At 47.8% G+C, this 18,558-nt stretch carries 19 protein-coding genes and 1 riboswitch; of the genes, 14 read left to right on the top strand and 5 right to left on the bottom strand.

Annotation, left to right across the window (positions count from 1 at the left end):
* Nucleotides 1-28: 28 nt before the first annotated feature.
* Nucleotides 29-3,058 (bottom strand): efflux RND transporter permease subunit, encoded by a 3,030-nt coding sequence (locus ACNA6I_RS08235; protein WP_416313153.1) that lies wholly within the window; start codon nt 3,056-3,058, stop codon nt 29-31.
* A 223-nt stretch (nt 3,059-3,281) separates the two neighbouring features.
* On the opposite strand from ACNA6I_RS08235, the gene ACNA6I_RS08230 reads away from it, so the two are divergent.
* A complete protein-coding gene (locus tag ACNA6I_RS08230) occupies nt 3,282-4,325 on the top strand; it encodes a membrane protein (RefSeq protein ID WP_048004244.1) in 1,044 nt (347 codons plus the stop codon).
* A gap of 52 nt (nt 4,326-4,377) precedes the next feature.
* Here ACNA6I_RS08230 and ACNA6I_RS08225 read toward each other — a convergent pair whose 3' ends face one another.
* Complete coding sequence (locus ACNA6I_RS08225) at nt 4,378-4,557, bottom strand: YkvS family protein (RefSeq protein WP_048004243.1); 180 nt, start codon at nt 4,555-4,557, stop codon at nt 4,378-4,380.
* A gap of 164 nt (nt 4,558-4,721) precedes the next feature.
* On the opposite strand from ACNA6I_RS08225, the gene ACNA6I_RS08220 reads away from it, so the two are divergent.
* From ACNA6I_RS08220 to ptsP, 8 genes are all read left to right on the top strand, one after another.
* Nucleotides 4,722-4,916: a hypothetical protein gene (locus tag ACNA6I_RS08220; RefSeq protein ID WP_048004242.1), complete on the top strand. Its 195-nt coding sequence runs from the start codon at nt 4,722-4,724 to the stop codon at nt 4,914-4,916.
* Nucleotides 4,917-5,002: 86 nt separating this feature from the next.
* The gene (locus tag ACNA6I_RS08215) at nt 5,003-5,734 is read left to right on the top strand and encodes an SDR family NAD(P)-dependent oxidoreductase (RefSeq protein ID WP_082139201.1); all 732 of its coding nucleotides are present in this window, start codon (nt 5,003-5,005) and stop codon (nt 5,732-5,734) included.
* Between the two features lie 154 nt (nt 5,735-5,888).
* The gene (locus ACNA6I_RS08210) at nt 5,889-6,821 is read left to right on the top strand and encodes an AAA family ATPase (protein ID WP_416313152.1); all 933 of its coding nucleotides are present in this window, start codon (nt 5,889-5,891) and stop codon (nt 6,819-6,821) included.
* Nucleotides 6,822-6,826: 5 nt separating this feature from the next.
* Nucleotides 6,827-8,041: a DUF58 domain-containing protein gene (locus ACNA6I_RS08205; protein ID WP_416313151.1), complete on the top strand. Its 1,215-nt coding sequence runs from the start codon at nt 6,827-6,829 to the stop codon at nt 8,039-8,041.
* Nucleotides 7,993-9,252, top strand: a complete 1,260-nt coding sequence (locus ACNA6I_RS08200) for a hypothetical protein (protein WP_416313150.1) — start codon at nt 7,993-7,995, stop codon at nt 9,250-9,252. The genes ACNA6I_RS08205 and ACNA6I_RS08200 overlap by 49 nt, the downstream gene beginning before the upstream one ends.
* Before the next feature lie 70 nt (nt 9,253-9,322).
* A complete protein-coding gene (locus ACNA6I_RS08195) occupies nt 9,323-9,592 on the top strand; it encodes a hypothetical protein (protein ID WP_416313149.1) in 270 nt (89 codons plus the stop codon).
* A gap of 231 nt (nt 9,593-9,823) precedes the next feature.
* Nucleotides 9,824-10,090 carry a phosphocarrier protein HPr gene (locus ACNA6I_RS08190; RefSeq protein ID WP_048004236.1) on the top strand — a complete coding sequence of 89 codons (267 nt, stop codon included), beginning with the start codon at nt 9,824-9,826 and terminating at the stop codon, nt 10,088-10,090.
* Nucleotides 10,090-11,811 (top strand): phosphoenolpyruvate--protein phosphotransferase, encoded by a 1,722-nt coding sequence (gene ptsP / locus ACNA6I_RS08185; protein WP_063191165.1) that lies wholly within the window; start codon nt 10,090-10,092, stop codon nt 11,809-11,811. The genes ACNA6I_RS08190 and ptsP overlap by 1 nt, the downstream gene beginning before the upstream one ends.
* Nucleotides 11,812-11,917: 106 nt before the next feature.
* Here ptsP and ACNA6I_RS08180 read toward each other — a convergent pair whose 3' ends face one another.
* Both ACNA6I_RS08180 and ACNA6I_RS08175 read right to left on the bottom strand, forming a co-directional pair.
* A complete protein-coding gene (locus ACNA6I_RS08180) occupies nt 11,918-12,595 on the bottom strand; it encodes a GNAT family N-acetyltransferase (protein WP_048015511.1) in 678 nt (225 codons plus the stop codon).
* A gap of 306 nt (nt 12,596-12,901) precedes the next feature.
* Nucleotides 12,902-14,053 (bottom strand): aminotransferase A, encoded by a 1,152-nt coding sequence (locus tag ACNA6I_RS08175; protein WP_048004233.1) that lies wholly within the window; start codon nt 14,051-14,053, stop codon nt 12,902-12,904.
* Between the two features lie 201 nt (nt 14,054-14,254).
* Between ACNA6I_RS08175 and corA the strand changes: the two genes are divergently transcribed.
* The 4 genes from corA (at nt 14,255) to queE (ending at nt 17,303) form a co-directional block, all read left to right on the top strand.
* Nucleotides 14,255-15,250, top strand: coding sequence for a magnesium/cobalt transporter CorA (corA, locus tag ACNA6I_RS08170; RefSeq protein WP_048004232.1), 996 nt, complete (start codon nt 14,255-14,257; stop codon nt 15,248-15,250).
* A 77-nt stretch (nt 15,251-15,327) separates the two neighbouring features.
* Nucleotides 15,328-15,372, top strand: a riboswitch (PreQ1 riboswitch).
* A 124-nt stretch (nt 15,373-15,496) separates the two neighbouring features.
* Nucleotides 15,497-16,159, top strand: a complete 663-nt coding sequence (gene queC / locus ACNA6I_RS08165) for a 7-cyano-7-deazaguanine synthase QueC (RefSeq protein ID WP_048013013.1) — start codon at nt 15,497-15,499, stop codon at nt 16,157-16,159.
* Entirely contained in the window at nt 16,156-16,584 is a 429-nt protein-coding gene (queD, locus tag ACNA6I_RS08160) for a 6-carboxytetrahydropterin synthase QueD (RefSeq protein ID WP_048004230.1), read from the top strand. Before queC ends, queD begins: the two co-directional genes overlap by 4 nt.
* Nucleotides 16,581-17,303: a 7-carboxy-7-deazaguanine synthase QueE gene (queE, locus tag ACNA6I_RS08155; protein WP_048004229.1), complete on the top strand. Its 723-nt coding sequence runs from the start codon at nt 16,581-16,583 to the stop codon at nt 17,301-17,303. Before queD ends, queE begins: the two co-directional genes overlap by 4 nt.
* Nucleotides 17,304-17,340: 37 nt before the next feature.
* Here the strand turns inward: queE and ACNA6I_RS08150 are convergent, their stop codons facing one another.
* A complete protein-coding gene (locus tag ACNA6I_RS08150; protein WP_156183360.1) occupies nt 17,341-17,505 on the bottom strand; it encodes a hypothetical protein in 165 nt (54 codons plus the stop codon).
* Nucleotides 17,506-17,644: 139 nt separating this feature from the next.
* Between ACNA6I_RS08150 and ACNA6I_RS08145 the strand changes: the two genes are divergently transcribed.
* Nucleotides 17,645-18,550: a chemotaxis protein gene (locus ACNA6I_RS08145; protein WP_048004537.1), complete on the top strand. Its 906-nt coding sequence runs from the start codon at nt 17,645-17,647 to the stop codon at nt 18,548-18,550.
* Nucleotides 18,551-18,558 lie beyond the last annotated feature (8 nt).

The raw sequence follows: 18,558 nt of genomic DNA, 5'->3' as shown, positions 1-18,558 counted from the left end.
GGCAGGCGCATGGGCGCCTGCCTCTTTATCATGCTTGTTTTTTCATTTCTTTCTTTACCGTTTTATAGAAGAAAACTTCGTACAGGACAGGTAGAAGAATGAGCGTCAGTAAAGTCGAAGACGTCAATCCACCTATTACGGTGATAGCAAGCCCTTTGGAGATGAGCGTTCCGGATGATGTTGTGAACGCCAGGGGTAGAAGGGCTGTAATCGTCGCAAACGCCGTCATGAGGATCGGACGCAGCCTCGTTTTGCCCCCTTCGATCAGGGATGCCCTGATGGTCATTCCTTTTTGATCCCTGTTTTGCCCGATACGGTCGACGAGGACGATGGCATTGGTCGTCACGATCCCGATCAGCATGAGCAGGCCGATCATGACCGATACGCTGAGTGGTTCATTGGCGACCGACAGTCCGAGGAGGGAGCCGATCGGCACAAAGATCAGTGATGACAGGATGATGAACGGAATCCTTGCTTTCCCGAATGTGATCAGCATGGTGATGTAGACAAGGCCTATGGCGATCAGCATGGCCAGGCCAAGATCTTGGAACGTCTGTACCGTTTCATCACTTCCGCCTCCACCTTCAAATGACACATCATCAGGAAGGTCGAGCTTCTTCACACCGTCCACTGTTTCCTGTGACACGGCACGAATATCATCGCTTGAGATCTGGGCGCTGACACGCGCATAGATCTTCCCTTCTAGCTTCTGGATGGACGTGTAGCCTTCGACTTCATCGATTTTCGCGATATCAGTCAGTGGGACAGGCCCCTTAGCGGTGAATATGGTGATATCTTCAAGTTCTTCTTTGGAGGATGTTTGATCCTCATAGCTCACCTGTACCTTTCGATCCTTTCCATCCAGTGGCAGAGTGCCGACGGATACAGGTTCGGTCTGGTCCGTCACGGTCCCAAGCACCTGGAATCCGGATACCCCTGCTTTCGCGGCCTTCTCAGGATCGATATCGATGATGATCTGCTTTTGTTTTTCAGAGAAGTTATTGTTCACATACTTCAACTGATCTTGATCCTTCATGTACGCTTCTACTTCCTTCGCAGCAGTTTGAAGGGAATCAAGATTATTGGAGAAGAGGTCGATGTCCACGTTGTTGTTGCTTGGCGGACCACCAGTCTGCTGCTCCTGAACGCCGAGTTTTGCGTCGGGTTCATCTTTGTATACAATGTCTTCCATGTTCTTTTGCAAGTCTTCAAGATATGCATTTACATTGGTCTCTTCATCGAGGGTGAGGAAGTAGTTGGCCTGGTTTTTCCGTTTCAACCCAGTTTGGAAATCACGGCTTCCTATACCTGCTGTAACTTCTTTGATTTCTTTCTCCCCGTCGAAGAATTCTTCCAGCTTCATGGACACGTCATTGGTCCGTTCAAGGGACGTGGAAGAAGGGAGCTGTACGCTTGCGACGAGCTGCTTTTGCTCTTCATTGGGAATGAAGGTGAAGCCGAGCCTGCCTGCCAGTGCAAAAGAACCGAGCAGGGTGACCAGGGATAGGGCGATGATGACGATTTTATGGTTAAGCGACCACTCAATCGCCTGTGCATACCATCGCTGAAGTCTTCCTTCCTTCTCCTCCGGCGGGACTTTTTTGAATGAGAACTTGGACAGGATCGGAACGATGGTAATGGCAACGAGCAGGGACGTCAGCAGTGAGAATACGATGGTCAAAGCGAACGGTAGGAAGAATTCTCCCGTCACCCCGCCGACGAATCCGAGTGGAAGGAATACCACTACGGTCGTCAACGTAGAAGACGTGATGGCTTTCAGGATTTCTTTTGTGGAGTCTTCAATGATTTCATCATTGATTTCCCTGCCGGACTTCCGGACACGTCTGAAAATGTTCTCAATGACGACGATACTGTCATCCACAACGCGTCCCACTGCAACAGCCATGCCCCCCAGGGTCATGATGTTGAGTGAGATATCGAGCTGTGCCAAGAAAATCGAAGACACGAGCAGCGACAGGGGAATCGAGATGATGGCGATGATCGTCGCTCGGATATTCCGTAAGAACAGAAGAACGGCCAGAGAGGCGAATACAGCTCCCAGAAGGCCTTCTTTCACCAGGGTCTCAACAGATTTTTTGATCCCGTCTGCCGAATCGAATCCGATGGCATAGCTGAAATCATCTTTGTACTCTTTCATCACTTCAAGAACCTGATCTGCTACCTCCACCGTGTTGGCGTCCTGTTTTTTGGTGATGGCCATGGAGAAGGAATCTTCCATATTGTAACGGGTGATTTCAGGACGGTCCGTCACTTCTTCGATTTTGGCAATATCACCCAGGGACGTTGGAGGTGCCTGAGGATTGACCTTGGATGTGAGGACAATCTCTTTTAACTGTTTGATGGTATCGACTTTCTCCTGCACCCTAACAGGAACCTGGATGTTATCCCAATCGAGATTTCCAGCGGGGAATGAGAGGTCCTTTTCATTAATCTGATCCTTGATATCCGTCAAGCTGAGTCCGTTTTCGGCTGCTTTATCTTTATCGATGGTAATTTGCAGGAGTTCTTCTTTCAGCCCACCGACAGATACGGAGTTGATTCCTTCGATTTTCTTCAATTCAGGGATGACGTCATCTTCCAACAGGGACTGTAAATCAGCATTGTCCTTCGCAAACAGGGAGATATTGAAGATCGGAAGTGCTCCGAATGACGTTCTGCTGATATCGGTGGTCACTTCATCCGGAAGGTCGCTGTCAGAGATGAGGGAGTCCACCTTGCTTTCCACTTCGTCCATGTCTGTATTGAAGGGGAACTCCAGGTTGATCACAGAGATTGTTTCGTAGGTGGAGCTTGATACTTGTTTCACTCCTTCAACACCTTTGAATTTCTCCTCAAGATCTGATGTCACTTTATCGTCTAGATCATTGGGGGAAGCCCCCGGGTAAACGATTTCAACTGTAAGCTGAGGAAACTCGATATTCGGGAGCAAATCCAGTTTGAGTTTCTGGAACGAATACAGCCCCCCGAGGATGAGAAGGAATGAAATGATAAAGACCGCTACTGCATTCCTCAGGCTAAAACGGGTAAAAAAGTTCACATGGATTCCTCTTTTCTATTTGTTTTTACTTGTGTTATCCCCTATCTGTTAAGAAGGGATACACGACTTAAGTTCATTATAATGACAAAGGCGTGAAAAAGCCCGTGTGAATATGTTCGTTTTACACTATTTCTAAATAGACATAACAAACAGCTGGAATCCGTACTTCTGATTCGGGGGGCCTGTACATATAGTAATAAGAGTAGAAGTACGAGGTGATGGAATGAAACGACTATCGGGCGCTTTTCAAATCGCCGCTGTATACGTGGGGACGGTCATCGGTGCCGGGTTTGCAACGGGAAGGGAAATTGTCGAGTTTTTCACTAGATTCGGGATCTATGGATTAGTGGGTATCGTGGTAAGCGGGTGGCTGTTTATCATGCTTGGAACGAAGATCCTCGTGATCAGCCATGATATCAAAGCGAGATCCTATGAACAGTTCAATGAATATGTTTTCGGCAAGTGGTTTTCCAAAGGGATGAACCTATTGATGATGCTCATGTTGATCGGGGTTTCGGCGGTAATGGTGGCAGGAGCAGGAGCAGTCTTCGAAGAACAACTGGGTCAATCGAGGCAATTTGGGATTGTTCTTACACTTGCTCTCGGATTTTTAACCATGCTTATTGGTACAAGGGGATTATTTGCTGTCAATACCATCGTCGTTCCACTGATGATCTTCTTCAATCTTTATCTGCTCTATGTCTCCTTCACCCACCAGCCCGATCTCAATATGATCCTCTCAAGAGGAGATGATGGTTTAGGATGGAGGACGGTGCTTTCGCCTTTCGCCTATGTGGCTTTCAATCTTGCCATGGCCCAGGCGGTCCTCGTTCCAATCGCCGGTGAAGTAAAGGACAGGAAGATGATCAAATATGGCGGGTACCTTGGAGGTGTCTTACTCACCATCATCCTGATTTCCAGTCATCTGACGCTGAGCCTGATCCCCGATGTCACACAATATGAGATTCCCATGGCGGTCATGATGAAGACGTTTGCTTCCGGTATGTATCTTCTCTATATCATCATTATATACGGAGAAATCTTTACGTCGGTCATCGGTGGGATCTTCGGTCTGGAAAAACAGCTGTCGGGATATCTGTCCATCCCGGGAGTCTACACATTCACTGTGATCATTATCGTGATCTACTGTTTGAGCTTCTTTGAATACAGCCGACTGCTTTCTTATCTGTATCCGCTATTCGGTTACATGAGCATCCTGTTCATGCTCCTGGTTGCCTGGAAGAAGGAACACAAGGCAGTACCTTGATCATACGGAAAAAAACAGGCCATCAGTTCACTGACGGCCTGTTTTGTGAGGTTCACGCTTCCACAACGGTATAATTTTTATGGTTCACAACTGTTTTTTCCTCTAACTCAAGATCCCGGTAGTTCTTCATATACGTTAAATCTACGATCACTGAGTTTTCGTTCACCTTCTCGACGACTCCTTTTAACCCATTCCTGAATTCAATGACATTCCCAATCTCCGCTTTTTTCATTAGAGGCATCTCCTTTTTACCAGAAATCTACAAACGATTATTAATATTTTGACGTAAAGTAAGGAAAGAGTAAAGAGTTTTTGGAAAATTTCATCAAGAAAAAATTCTTGAGGTTTTAATACGACCCGATAAAATAGGAAAGAGAATCAGAAGGAGGGTCTACCATGGATATAAAAGAGATTGAAGGATTAGTGGAAGGGTTACGAACTGGTGAGCTAAATGAAGTGTATGTGAAAAAGGAAGACTTTTTGTCCTTTCGGTCGGTACTTGTGAAGCAGAACGATTTCAAACATTTCCGCGGCATAGCTGCACAGGGCGGACATACGCTTTATCGCTATCTGGAAACAGCCAGAAGCTAAAGGCGAGCACGAACGGTGGCGACGTTTCTTTCGCAGAATATCGGGTAAGCTTTTAGAGAATGTACTGTCAGAAGGGAGCAAGGGAAATGGAACGAATCATCTGCATCACAGGAGGTACAAACGGGATCGGCCGTGGTCTCGTGAAGGCATTCGCGGAAAAAGGCTGGATCGTGGAATTCATGGATATAGACGAAAGTGGGCTTGGGTTTGCCGAGGAACTTAATGGACAAGGTCATAAGACACGCTTTCATAAAGTCGATGTAGCAGATCACACTGCCGTTGCCGGGGCATTTTCGAAGATCGGTGCGGATCACGGGCGAGTGGACGTCATGATCAATAATGCGGGTGTTTCAAAATTCAAGTCGTTCTGGGAGCTCGAACCGGGTGAGTGGGACCGCATCCTCTCCGTAAACCTTGGAAGTGTCTTCCATTGCAGCAGGGAGGCGGCCAAACTGATGAAGGATGGCGGGGGGAGCATCATCAACCTGTCCTCGACGCGCGCCTTCATGTCCGAACGGGATACCGAAGCCTACTCAGCCACCAAAGGAGGGATTTACAGTTTGTCCCATTCCTTGGCCATCACGCTGAGCGAGTACGGGATCCGCGTCAACTCCATCAGCCCTGGGTGGATCGCGACAGAGGACTATGACTCCCTGAGGGAAATCGATCATGCCCAGCATCCTGCCGGAAGGGTAGGAAAGCCGGAGGATATCGCCAGGGCATGCCTTTTCCTCGCAGACCCTGAAAACGACTTTATAACGGGTGAAAATCTCATCATCGACGGCGGGATGTCGCGAAAGATGATCTATGAGCATTGAACAAAGGGACCGCTTCCATTGGAGGCGGGCTTTTTTGGTTGACTGCTCGTTGAATTATTTGATTATTGCTAATATTTGTATACTGTTTTACACTTAAGAGGATATCGCCGTTAGGCTAAAGACATTCTCATTATAGAGAAAAGGGGGAAGACGGATGTCTTCATTGCAGAAATTAAAAAAAGAGATGGAAAAGGTTCTGGTCGGGAGGGAAAAGGAAATCGATCTTTTGATGATCGCCCTTTTGCAGGATGGACATGTGCTGTTGGAGAGTGTTCCTGGGACAGGGAAGACCCTCATGGCCAAAACCTTTGCACAATCGATCAGTGGTTCTTTCAAACGGATCCAGTTCACACCGGATGTACTGCCGAGTGATGTGACGGGAATCCAATTTTTCAACCCGAAATCTCAGGAGTTCGAGCTCAGGACAGGGCCGGTGCTGACCAATGTCCTCCTTGCTGATGAGGTGAATCGTGCCACTCCAAGGACACAGGCTAGCCTGCTTGAGGTCATGGAAGAAAAGCAGTTTACCATCGATGGGGAAACCATTGCACTGGAACCGCCGTTCATTGTCATTGCCACCCAAAATCCGATTGAGTCCCAGCAGGGAACATTTCCGCTCCCGGCCGCTCAGCTCGATCGATTTTTGCTGAAGATTCCTTTCGGTTATCCAGATTTCGAGGAAGAGAGGAGCATCCTTGGGCGATTCAAGCGTCCACTTGCAAAAGACGCCACCACGGCGGTCCTGGACCTAGCGACGATCCGGCGTTTGTCTGAAGAAGTGAAAGAAACCCATGTGTCTGCTGATATTGAAACCTACATACTCAAAATCACAAGGGCGACCCGTGAGCATGAGTCGATTGAAGTAGGGGCGAGTCCGAGGGCGAGCCTCGCCTTGTTGAAGGCCTCTCAAGGGTATGCTTTCATCAATGGGCGTGATTATGTGACCCCTCATGATGTCGAAGTGACGGCACCATATGTTCTCGAACACAGGATTTCCCTCACCTTGGAAGCCTCCATGACAAAGACGACCGGGGAAGTGATGCGGCAGGTTCTTGAGCGTGTCATGGTACCGGTAGAAGCGAGGTAGGGGTCATGAGGTGGAAACGGGACATCGGGGAAGATCCGTATTTGAATATGAGTACGATGCTTCTTGTCATCATGCTGGCCGGAAGCTTATTTGTACAATCCTACATCGCTTCCGGGGTGTTACTCTTATGCATCGTTTACGTGCGCGTCCACCGCTGGTTCCTTCTGAAAGCGGGTGAGGGTGTGAAACTTGATTCGACACCTAAAAAGGTGCGGATGCATGAAGGGGAGGAAGCGGAGTGGATGCTCGGCTTCCGTAATGACGGCCTGCCGTTCTGGGGGGCCACATTGAAGCTGAAATTCAAGGACATCGTGGAACCCGCATCCAAGCAGATGCGATTTGACGTAACGTCAGGGGTAGTGGAAGCTTCGGTCCCGTTCTCTGCGGGGAAAGGGGAGCGAGTGGAGATTTCCATCCCCGTAATAGGTAAAAGGCGTGGACTCTGCCGCATCACCTCCATGGAGCTCTACATTCCCCATCTATTTGGGAGCGGGAGGACGGTGCTCCAGCTGATGGATCCGATTCCATCGACCTTGATGGTATTTCCACGTTCGACACCCGTCGTGGTGGAGGAGCATCCTATATCCATGCGTTTTGGAGACGTGTTCACTCCTCATTCCCTATATAGTGACCCTTTTCAAATCGTCGGGACGAGGGGGTATGTGGCAGGGGACAGGTTTCAGGATATTCACTGGAAAGCTTCAGCAAGGACCGGGGATCTGCAGACGAAACAGTTTGCACCGTCCACTCAAAAAGAGTGGCTTATCGCCATCAACTTGTCCGACCGCTATGCAATCACGGGCCGATTGGAATCCATCGTCAGTCAGGCTGCCTACATGATGCAGCTGGCAGTCAAAGGAGATATCCCGTTCTCCATGGTGATCAATACGAGGGGACCTGGTGCCACTCCGTACTTCCACCTGCCATCCGGAGCTGGTAAACCCCATATGCAAAGGGGACTGGAACTGCTGTCAGCCCTGTCAACGGATGACTTCACCATGCCTTTCGAGCTTGTCCTACAGCATATGAGGAGCAGGCAGTGGCTCCCCCCCGTCATCTTTCTTGCAGGAGAGCTGAATCAGGAGATCGAACGCGTACTGACACAAATTGCTTCAGGGGGGACCCAAATCCTCAAACTTACCACATTGAATGAACAGGGGGTGGCGTCGCGGTGGAATATGAAATCCGATCCTCGTCAACCGATTTCCAAAAGCTCCTGACCATGAAGCTTTGCTTCCTTGCGGGAGTGGAATCTCTTTTTGCATTTCTGCTCATGACCTTCCTTGCACCAAGAAATCAGCTGCTCAGTGACTATCTGCCCCTGATCATGCTTTCTTTTCTTGCTCTATCCGTGTGGGCGGTCATCATCGGACGTTCAGGCAAGGTCATCCCGCTGCCCCTATACGGAATGTTTGCACTGATCCTCTTGGTGGGAGTATTCTTTTTTTCAGTCAACCTTGTGTTCTTGGCAGGAGTCTTAGTATACCTTTATTGGAGGATGAATTCTCATCTAGAAGAAATGGAATATAGCATTGAAATCAGCAGCGGTGCATGGGTAATCTTCCTAGCCATTGCCGCAGCGTCAATGATGACGAGTCCCATGAGGGGGATGGAGAACGGTACACCGGTCATTGTCTCGATCTTCCTGTACCTGTTGTTGACTGTCAGTGTGACGCCCATTCAGCGGATGATGACCCATGGGTCAGGGAAACGTCCTTATTATGTCCCCCTGACGCTTATGGGTGCCATTGCAGCGGTGGCAACGGTCCTTGGATTGGTGAGCTTCGTCCTCATGCAAGGGGTATACTGGATACTTTCGAAAATTTTCTGGGTATTCTCCTTCGCCGTGGATCCCATCTATAATGCGATCGAGTATTTAAGGGATCTGGTAACGTCCCTTTTCAATGAAATGTATGGAGGTGGCGGGGAGGGATCACTCGAGAAAGGGCAGGTAGAGGCTGAAGAACCGCCCCTTCCCCTTTCTCAGGGGATGTCGCTCGATTGGCTGGTGATGGTTCTCGGCATCATCGCCGTCCTTCTCATCATCGTGTACTTCTATGTGAGAAGGAAAGGGTCCGACGCTGCCAAGAGAGAAGGGAAGGGATTTTCAGTTCATGCTTATCCAGACAATCCGGTGGAAGGCACTCAAAGTTCAGATTACGATTACAGTCATGCCGATGATCGGATTCGTGAAGCAGTGACGGAATTTGAGCGCTTTTCCCACTCAAGGAATGCAGGGAGAAACGTCAATGAGGATTTGCGAGCGTGGTTTGTCAGGCTTGGGCTGGAAGACGAAGAACGATTCTTCATCATCTATGAACAGGTACGGTACGGCCGGGGCGGAGTATCTCCTGAAGACGGAGATTTCTTTGTCCGTAGAATGGAGGTCCATACATCCGCCATGAGCCCCGTAAGCGAAAAAGAAGCGTAAGAACACGGGATCCTCATGAAGATGCAGGGTCCCGAATAAGCTGAATCAGGTTCAAAATTCTTAAAAGGGGATGTTGAGCATGAAAAGGGAAGCAGAACTTGCGTTGAGGGTGAAGAGCCTCGTGCTTGAAGGCATGGAAGAGCTTGTGAAGGATGATGGGACTGCAGATGATAAAGAGTGGAAGAAAGTCGCAGAAGTCTATTCAAGATGCATCTGTGACCTGGTGGCTGTCATTGCGGATGAACACAGCGACCCTGAACGGATCTTAAAAGGGACGGTTGCCAAAGCGAAGATTGGATACAATATGATAGGTAGGAAACAAACGGAATACACAAAGTAAAATTATTGAAGTTTCTAACATATTCAGGAACATAATGAGCCTGAATGTAAGAAATACTAAAAAAACAGGATTTTATAATTGTGTATCTCCTCATTGCATGCTATTATTTTTTTTTGAACAGGTTTATAGGAAGAAAGGATTAATGGAGAAAATGCTAACCGTTTTCATCATAATTCCGGTTCTTTTTATAAATCAAACCTAAAACAAGATATGATTAAGGAGTCGATTCACATGGCACAAAAAACATTCACAGTAACAGCTGAGACAGGGATTCACGCTCGCCCGGCAACTCTATTGGTTCAAACGGCAAGCAAATTCGATAGCGATGTACATCTTGAATACAAAGATAAGAAAGTAAACTTGAAATCAATCATGGGTGTTATGTCTCTAGGTGTCGGTAAAGATGCAGAAATCACAATCATCACTGAAGGTAGCGATGAAGCAGAAGCGTTGAACAGCCTTGAAGAAACACTGACTAAAGAAGGTCTTGCTGAGTAATGTCCAGCCTTCTTAACGGAATTGCAGCATCCAACGGGATTGCCATTGCAAAAGCATACCGCCTGGTCGAACCTGATCTCAGCTTCGAAAAGAAAGCGGTTGATAATGTTGAGGCAGAGGTATCCCGTTTTCAGGATGCTATTTCCACATCAAAAACCGAACTAGAAGCTATCCGTGATAAAGCACGGGAAGATCTTGGAGAAGACAAAGCCCAGATCTTTGAAGCGCACCTGCTTGTTCTTAGTGACCCAGAGCTACTGACACCGATTGAAGACAAAGTGAAATCTGAAAATGTAAACGCTGAATTCGCCCTTAAGGAAACAGCGGATATGTTCGTGACCATGTTTGAATCCATGGACAACGAATATATGAAAGAGCGTGCGGCCGATATCCGTGACGTGACGAAACGTGTCCTGTCACATCTCCTTGGCGTACAAATCTCGAACCCTAGCATGGTGACCGAGGAAGTGATCATCATCGCAGAAGACTTGACCCCTTCTGATACTGCTCAGTTGAACCGTCAATACGTCAAAGGGTTCACCACTGATATCGGTGGCCGTACTTCCCACTCTGCGATCATGGCTCGTTCCATGGAAATTCCTGCAGTGGTTGGTACGAAAACGGTTACCTCATCAGTTGAAAACGGTGATCTCATCATCGTGGATGGATTGAATGGAGAAGTACATATCAATCCGACTCCTGAAGTTGTGGCACAGTATAAAGAAGAGCACGCCCGCTATGAAGAGCAAAAAGCCGAATGGGCTAAACTCGTCAATGAACCGACCGTTTCAAAAGACGGGGAACATGTCGAGCTGGCGGCAAATATCGGGACCCCGAATGATCTTGAAGGTGTGAAAAATAACGGTGGTGAAGGTGTGGGTCTATACAGGACCGAATTCCTTTACATGGGCCGCGATGAGCTCCCAACAGAGGAAGAGCAATTCAAAGCTTATAAAGCCGTCCTTGAAGGCATGGATGGGAAACCTGTTGTCGTACGTACATTGGACATCGGCGGAGATAAAGAGCTACCATACTTGAATCTACCTAAGGAAATGAATCCATTCCTTGGCTATCGAGCTATTCGACTGTGCCTCGATGAACAGGACATCTTCCGTACACAGCTGCGTGCACTGCTTAAAGCAAGCACCTTCGGTAATCTGAAGATCATGTTCCCTATGATTTCAAACCTTGATGAGTTCCGTGCTGCCAAAGCCGTTTTGGAAGAGGAGAAAAAGGCCCTTCTTGAAAACGGAGTAGAAGTATCGGATCATATCGAAGTAGGAATCATGGTCGAAATCCCTTCTACAGCGGTCATGGCTGATGTGTTCGCAAAAGAAGTGGACTTCTTCTCAATCGGAACAAATGATCTGATTCAATACACAATGGCGGCCGACCGCATGAACGAACGCGTTTCCTATCTGTACCAGCCATATAATCCAGCGATCCTTCGCCTTGTGAAGATGGTCATCGATGCGGCTCATAAAGAAGGGAAATGGGCTGGAATGTGTGGAGAAATGGCTGGAGACGAAATTGCCGTGCCGATCCTTCTAGGACTGGGACTGGATGAGTTCTCCATGAGTGCCACGTCAATCCTTCGTGCCCGTTCTCAGATCTCTAACCTGAGCAAAGCGGAAATGAAGGAAATGGCTGAACACGTATTGACACTTGATACGAATGATGCTGTTCAAGAAGTCGTGAAAAAAGCAACATCAATGGAATAAAGTTTTAAATCATGAGGAAAGGGTAAAGAGAAGTATCGAACAGGTTCCCCAAGAGCCTTTTCATTCTCATTTCCCCCTTTTAATTGGATTGAAGGACGCGACTCCTTCAATCCTTTTTTATGTTGGTGAATGGATTTTTCCATTCCATCAGAATGCCATAATGGCAGGATTCCTCGTCCTCAAGATAATCTTTGATCACCCTCACAGGCATCCGTCCGCACTGGAGGAGAAAGGTGATGACCGGGTCTTTGTATTCTCCCCTTGTTATCTTCTCCACATATTCTTCCACCGTGTAACGGTCGCGATATGAATGAAAGGTCGGAATGCGTCCACCACCAAGGAGGCGTTCAAGGCGCAGGTGTACGACGATTTCATAGAGGGCCTCCATCATCCATTTTCCGAGTTTGAAGCCCCTATAGGCAGGATCAATGCACAAATCCACGACGTACAATGTATTCCCATCATCGGAATGATGGGTGATATAGCCTTCATCTGTAATGCCATCCCATGTATGATCCGGATCTTCCGGGGAGTAGGAGGTGATAAAGCTTGTCATGCTGCCAACCACGATGCCATCCATCTCCACACAGATGGCCCCCAAGGGGAAACGGTTAACATGCTGATGAAGTTGATCCTTATTCCACCATAATTCCGGGGGGAATGGAGGGGGAAACGCCCGGTGTTGGATCGAGATCAAAGAGTCAAAGTCTTCTTCCCGGTAGTTTCGGATCGTCACAAGTACCGGGGTGCCGTTGCGGAAGACATATTGCTTCTTTTCATACATCTGACAGTCCACCTCGCTTCGTTATTCATTATAGTATTATACTTTATGAAAGCGCTTTTTCATAGACCTTTTAAACGATTTTCCCTAGGTACCTCTCCAACTTGGAAGAGGACCTGAAAAAATTATTTTTTTTGAAATGCGGGTTTATACAGATGATATCTGGGTAGAATTAGAGTAAGCATGAAATTGGAGATTAATTTCTCACTAACACCCCCTTTTCCTTTTTTTTGAACCAGTGTAAAACTGGTTCTTTTTTTTTGCATAAAAAAGGCCTCCGCTTCTCATAGCGGGGGCCTTTCCCTTTTGTCAGAAGGATGCAAGAAAGTTTTCCAAACGGTTCAAACCTTCTTCGAGTTCTTCCATTGAGCAGGCATAAGACAGTCTGAAATAGCCTTCTCCCATAACGGAGAATGCCTCTCCGGGCACGACAGCGACTTTTTCCTTTTGAACAAGTTCCAAACAGAATGCAAAGGAATCGCCGTTAAACCTTTCAGGGATCTCCACAAAATAATAGAAAGCTCCGTCAGGCTTGATTACATTCCGGATGCCCATTCCCACGAGGCGCTCAAAGACATATTCACGCCTTTTGCGGTAGGCATCCTTCATCGGGATTGCATCATCTTTCCCTTTGGTCAGGGCGGCGAGGGCCGCTTTCTGGGACACAGAGGTGGCGCAGGAGACATTATATTGATGCACCTTCAATAGATGCTGACTGATCGCTTTCGGTGCCATGACCATGCCGATCCTCCAGCCTGTCATGCTATGGGACTTCGAGAGACCGTTGATGACAATGGTCTGATCCCGGAGGAATTCGGCAATGGAACGATGGCTGCGATCGAAGGTGAGCTCACTGTAGATCTCATCTGCTACCACGAAAATCCCCCGCCCCAGGACCAATTCGGCAATATCTTGCAGTTCCTCCGCTGTCAGGCTGACACCGGTGGGATTGGAAGGGTACGGGAGGATGATGCATTTCGTTCTTGATGTGATGGCGGTCTTCAAAAGGGAAGCATCCAGCTTGAAGCCATTTGACGTTGTATCGATATGGACCGGTTTGGCCCCTGACAGTTTAATAATGGGCTCATACCCGGGGTAAACGGGCCCAGGCAGGATACATTCATCCCCTTCGACGAGGATCGACCTGAGCGTGACATCGATCCCTTGAGAAGCCCCTGAAGTGATGATGATCTCATCTTCATCGTAGTCCAGATGATATTTTTCTTTCATGAAGTCGGAGGCAGCCTTTCTCAGCTCGAGCATCCCTGCATTATGGGTGTATGAAGTGAAGTTTTCATCGATTGCCCGCTTCCCGGCGTCTTTCACGTGGAGCGGTGTGGGGAAATCGGGCTGCCCGATCGTCAGGGATATCATGCCTTCGGTGCCCGCCACCATGTTGAAGAAACGGCGGATGCCTGATAGTTGCAATTCCAATACTCTAGGATTCATTTTCTCTTCCAAACTGCACACCTGCTTTGTTCATTTTATTTACTAGTGTATCACTAAGGATCCCCCTATTTAAAGATGAGAATGGTTTTGGTACAGTATATCAGTAACGCCCTCAAGTTTCGGATGCACGTTCCGAGGGAAAGATGAATCTATAAAGAAGGCTCAGCATGGTTTCGGTTGACGGCCGATCCTGTGGAGGGTAAGGAGAACGAGATGATTCGAACCAGTGTGATATTGAAAAACGGGGAAATCGTAAAAGATGCTTCCCTGGCCATGATAAAAGATCCGTATGTGAAATGGTATTGGGTGGACTTTTCGGCTCCCACTGAAAAGGAGATCCGTATACTCAAGCTTTATTTCCGATTCCATCCGCTCGCAATCGAAGACTGCCTCGACGATTTCAGTCAGCGGCCGAAGCTGGATTTCTATGAACGGTACATATTCGTATTACTACATACCATCGATCATGAAACCCATGCAGCAAGTGAAGTGAATATGTTTGTCAATTCAAGCTTTATCGTCACATTTCATAAAGGCCGGACAAAAGAACTGGACCGCATCTGGAGCCAGGTGGAGGAAGAAAGGGATGATTGGAGTCCCTTCAAGGTGATGCATGGAATTGCAGACCAGCTTGTGGATGATTATTTTCCGCTTGTCTATGCCATCGAGGATCGCTTGAATATCATTGAAGACAATACCAATCAGGACTCAGACAGCGACCTAATGGACCAGCTGTTTGACATCCGCCATGAGATGTCCAAACTGAGGAGGACGCTTATTCCGATGAGGGACCTTTTATACCGGATCATCAATTCCGGACGGCTGAACGCCCTGAAAGAGGAAAAGCTCTACTTCAATGATGTATATGATCATTTGATGAAGCTCGTGGAAATGCTTGAATCGTACCGTGAATTTTCATCGGATATCCGTGATAATTACCTTTCCATCAATTCCGATAAGATGAATAACATCATGATGACCCTGACCGTGATCACCACGATTTTTATGCCGCTCACGTTCATTGCCGGCTTATATGGGATGAATTTTGTCAATATGCCGGAACTTCAAAGTCCCTACGGATATTTCATCGTCCTCGGTGTGATGGGTATGATCGCTATCATCATGTTCGGTCTGTTCCTTAAAGTGGGATGGCTGCGCTTCTCTTCAAAAAAGCGCAACAGAAAACGGCGGTTTCTCCGATTAAAGTGAAAATCGGGGAAATCACTGGATTTTTTACTCGAAAAGCGTTATATTGTTTTAGGATAAAAGAAGAAAAATTGGGGCGTACCCGAGAGGTTCTAGCACAACCCTCTATAAAAAACTAAGGAAAACGGCATCCTTAGGTGTCGTTGTTTTTTTGTTTAGGCGAAGGAAGCCGGAATTATAGAGCATGAACAGGAATCTTTTTTCTTCTTTTCGGGGCATCTGCCGTTAGAAAAGAGAGGAGAATCTAGTATGAAAAATGATAAAGCAGTCGTCGTGTTCAGCGGCGGTCAAGATAGCACAACCTGCCTGTTCTGGGCGAAAAAGAATTTTAAAGAGGTGGAGGCCGTTACATTCAACTACGGCCAGCGCCATGTGGCTGAACTTGATTGTGCAAGGGAGATTGCGGAGGAGCTTGATATCCCTCACCATGTTCTCGACATGAGCCTCTTGAATCAACTGGCACCGAGTGCCCTGACGCGGGATGAGGACATCGTGCAGAAGGATGGCGAGCTGCCGTCCACATTTGTACCGGGACGTAATCTGATGTTTCTGTCATTTGCAGGGGTCCTTGCCAAGCAAATCGGTGCAAAGCATATCGTGACGGGCGTATGTGAAACAGACTTCAGTGGATACCCGGATTGCCGTGATGTTTTCGTGAAATCCCTTAACGTGACGTTGAACCTGTCCATGGATGACGAATTTGTCATCCACACGCCGCTCATGTGGATCGACAAGGCCGAGACATGGGAGCTTGCAGATCAGCTTGGCGCCTTCGAGTATGTACAAGAGAAGACCTTGACATGCTATAACGGCATCAAGGGGGCAGGCTGCGGGGAGTGCCCGGCTTGCGAACTCCGACAAAGAGGTCTTGATCAATATCTTGAGACAAAAGCCGGGGGGGATTCCAAATGATCCAGCAGATTTATCCTGTCCCGAGTCATCCGTATGAATATGAGCTGAACAAAGATATGCACTTTGCTGCCGCTCACTATATTCCCGCCGAGTCGGCAGGAAGCTGCAGTGAAATGCACGGCCACACGTATTTCGCAAATATTACGATTGCCGGTGACGCCCTTGATGAAACAGGTTTCCTTGTCAATTTCCAGCAGATCAAAAAGCTGATCCATAAGCGTTTTGATCACACGGTCATCAACGATGACGAGAAGTTTCAGGGAGATCTCAAATTCCCGACGACAGAAGTGATGGCAAAGGTGATCTACGATATCATCCAGGAGCATCTCGACACGCTCACCCACGCGCCGCGATGCCTTCAGGTATTTCTCCGTGAAACGCCGACGAGCTACTGCATTTATCGGCCAAAGGGGGAACGGTCATGAGGAAGATCCCTGTTCTTGAAGTATTCGGCCCAACCATCCAGGGTGAAGGAATGGTGATCGGCCAAAAGACCATGTTCGTCCGAACAGCCGGCTGTGATTACAGCTGTGCATGGTGTGATTCCGCCTTTACATGGGACGGTTCAGCCAAAGATGATATCAGATTGATGACAGCAGATGAAGTGTGGGACAAGCTGAAGGAAATCGGTGGGGACCGCTTCTCCCATGTAACCATTTCCGGGGGGAATCCAGCCCTATTGCCTCAGATCGGTGATCTTCTGGCAATCCTGAAAGCCAATGGGATCGGCTCTGCCCTGGAAACCCAGGGAAGCCGATGGCAGGACTGGTTTTATGATATCGATGATCTGACCATCTCACCCAAACCGCCGAGCTCCACGATGGAAACGGATTATGATCGATTGGATCTCATTGTCTCCCGCTTGGTAGAAAATGGGTCCAACTTCAGCCTGAAGGTCGTAGTATTCGATGAGCTGGACCTTGAGTATGCGAAGGGGATCCATCTAAGGTATAAAGGTGTCCCGTTCTATATCCAGACCGGTAACCCCGATGTGTCGATGGAAGACACCCCAAGACTCGTTTCCAGCCTCCTTCTCGATTACGAAAGATTGATCGATGTAGTTTGTGAGCAAAAGGAATTGAATGATGTACGGGTACTACCCCAACTCCATACGCTTGTATGGGGGAACAAAAGGGGAGTTTAATACGAAAAGGCTGTCTGCTTCAATGCAGACGGCCTTTTTATTTGGTAGCATCTCTGTCTTCTGTTTTTCCGGTTTCAACAAAGGAAAAGTGATCCGGATCATCCACCCCTTCTGCATTCTTCCCTAAGGATACAAGTGGGGCTGGACCCTGGAAAGGCTCGATATGTGCGGTAATGTCACTGTGCTTACCCTCATGATTCATTCGATCACCTCCTTGATACATAGTGTGCGCAGTGTTCTTTAATGTATGAGGCAAGAGATGATACTAAAGTTTTTCGCAAATGGTTCGATATAAGGAAAGAGATTATCTTATTCTGAAACAGATTGGACTGACGAACATGATCAACGATCAACATTCGATTCTTCTCGAAAGCGGGACGAATGAACTTGAAATCATAGAATTCGAACTGGACAAAAGAAAATTCGGTATCAATGTCATCAAGGTGAAGGAGATCATCCTTCCAACGGCCGTCATTCCGGTACCGCATTCCCATCCTCATGTGGAGGGTCTCATCCAGCTAAGGGGAGAGGTCCTTCCCCTTATCAACCTGTCCAGGGTCCTCGGGAAAATCGGAGAGCCACCTCCTGAGGCAAAATACATTGTGGCCGAATTCAATCAGCAGAAAGTGGTCTTCCATGTGCATAACGTGACTCAGATTCACCGGATTTCCTGGAATGATATCGAGAAGCCGACGTCATTGTACCAAGGTGGAGATCAGTCGTCGATCATTGGAGTCATCAAGAGGACGGAGGATATGATCCTTCTCCTCGATTTTGAGAGCATCCTTCTTGAAATCAATCCACAGACGGGAATCAGGGTGGAAGAAGTGAAGAAGCTTGGTCACCGTGAACGCAGCGACAAGCAGATTGTTGCTGCAGAAGATTCTCCGCTATTGAGGAAGCTCCTTCATGACACATTGAGCGAAGGGGGATACGGTCAAGTGGAGTTTTTTGAAAACGGAGCGGATGCCCTTGCCTATCTTGAATCCCTTGCAGACCAGGGCGGGAATGTGACAGAACAGGTTCAATTGGTCATCACGGATATCGAGATGCCTCAGATGGATGGACATCATCTCACGAGGAGGATCAAAAGCGATCAAAGGCTGAAGGGATTGCCGGTGATCATCTTTTCTTCTCTCATCACGAATGACCTTAAACATAAAGGGCATATGGTGGGGGCGGAGGATCAAATCAGCAAGCCTGAGATTTCAGAACTCATCAAAACCATCGACAAACATATTTTATAATGGAAAAT

It is taken from the genome of Rossellomorea sp. FS2, assembly GCF_047915635.1.
Lineage (GTDB): Bacteria > Bacillota > Bacilli > Bacillales > Bacillaceae_B > Rossellomorea > Rossellomorea marisflavi_A.
This window is presented reverse-complemented; position numbering and strand designations above follow the sequence as displayed.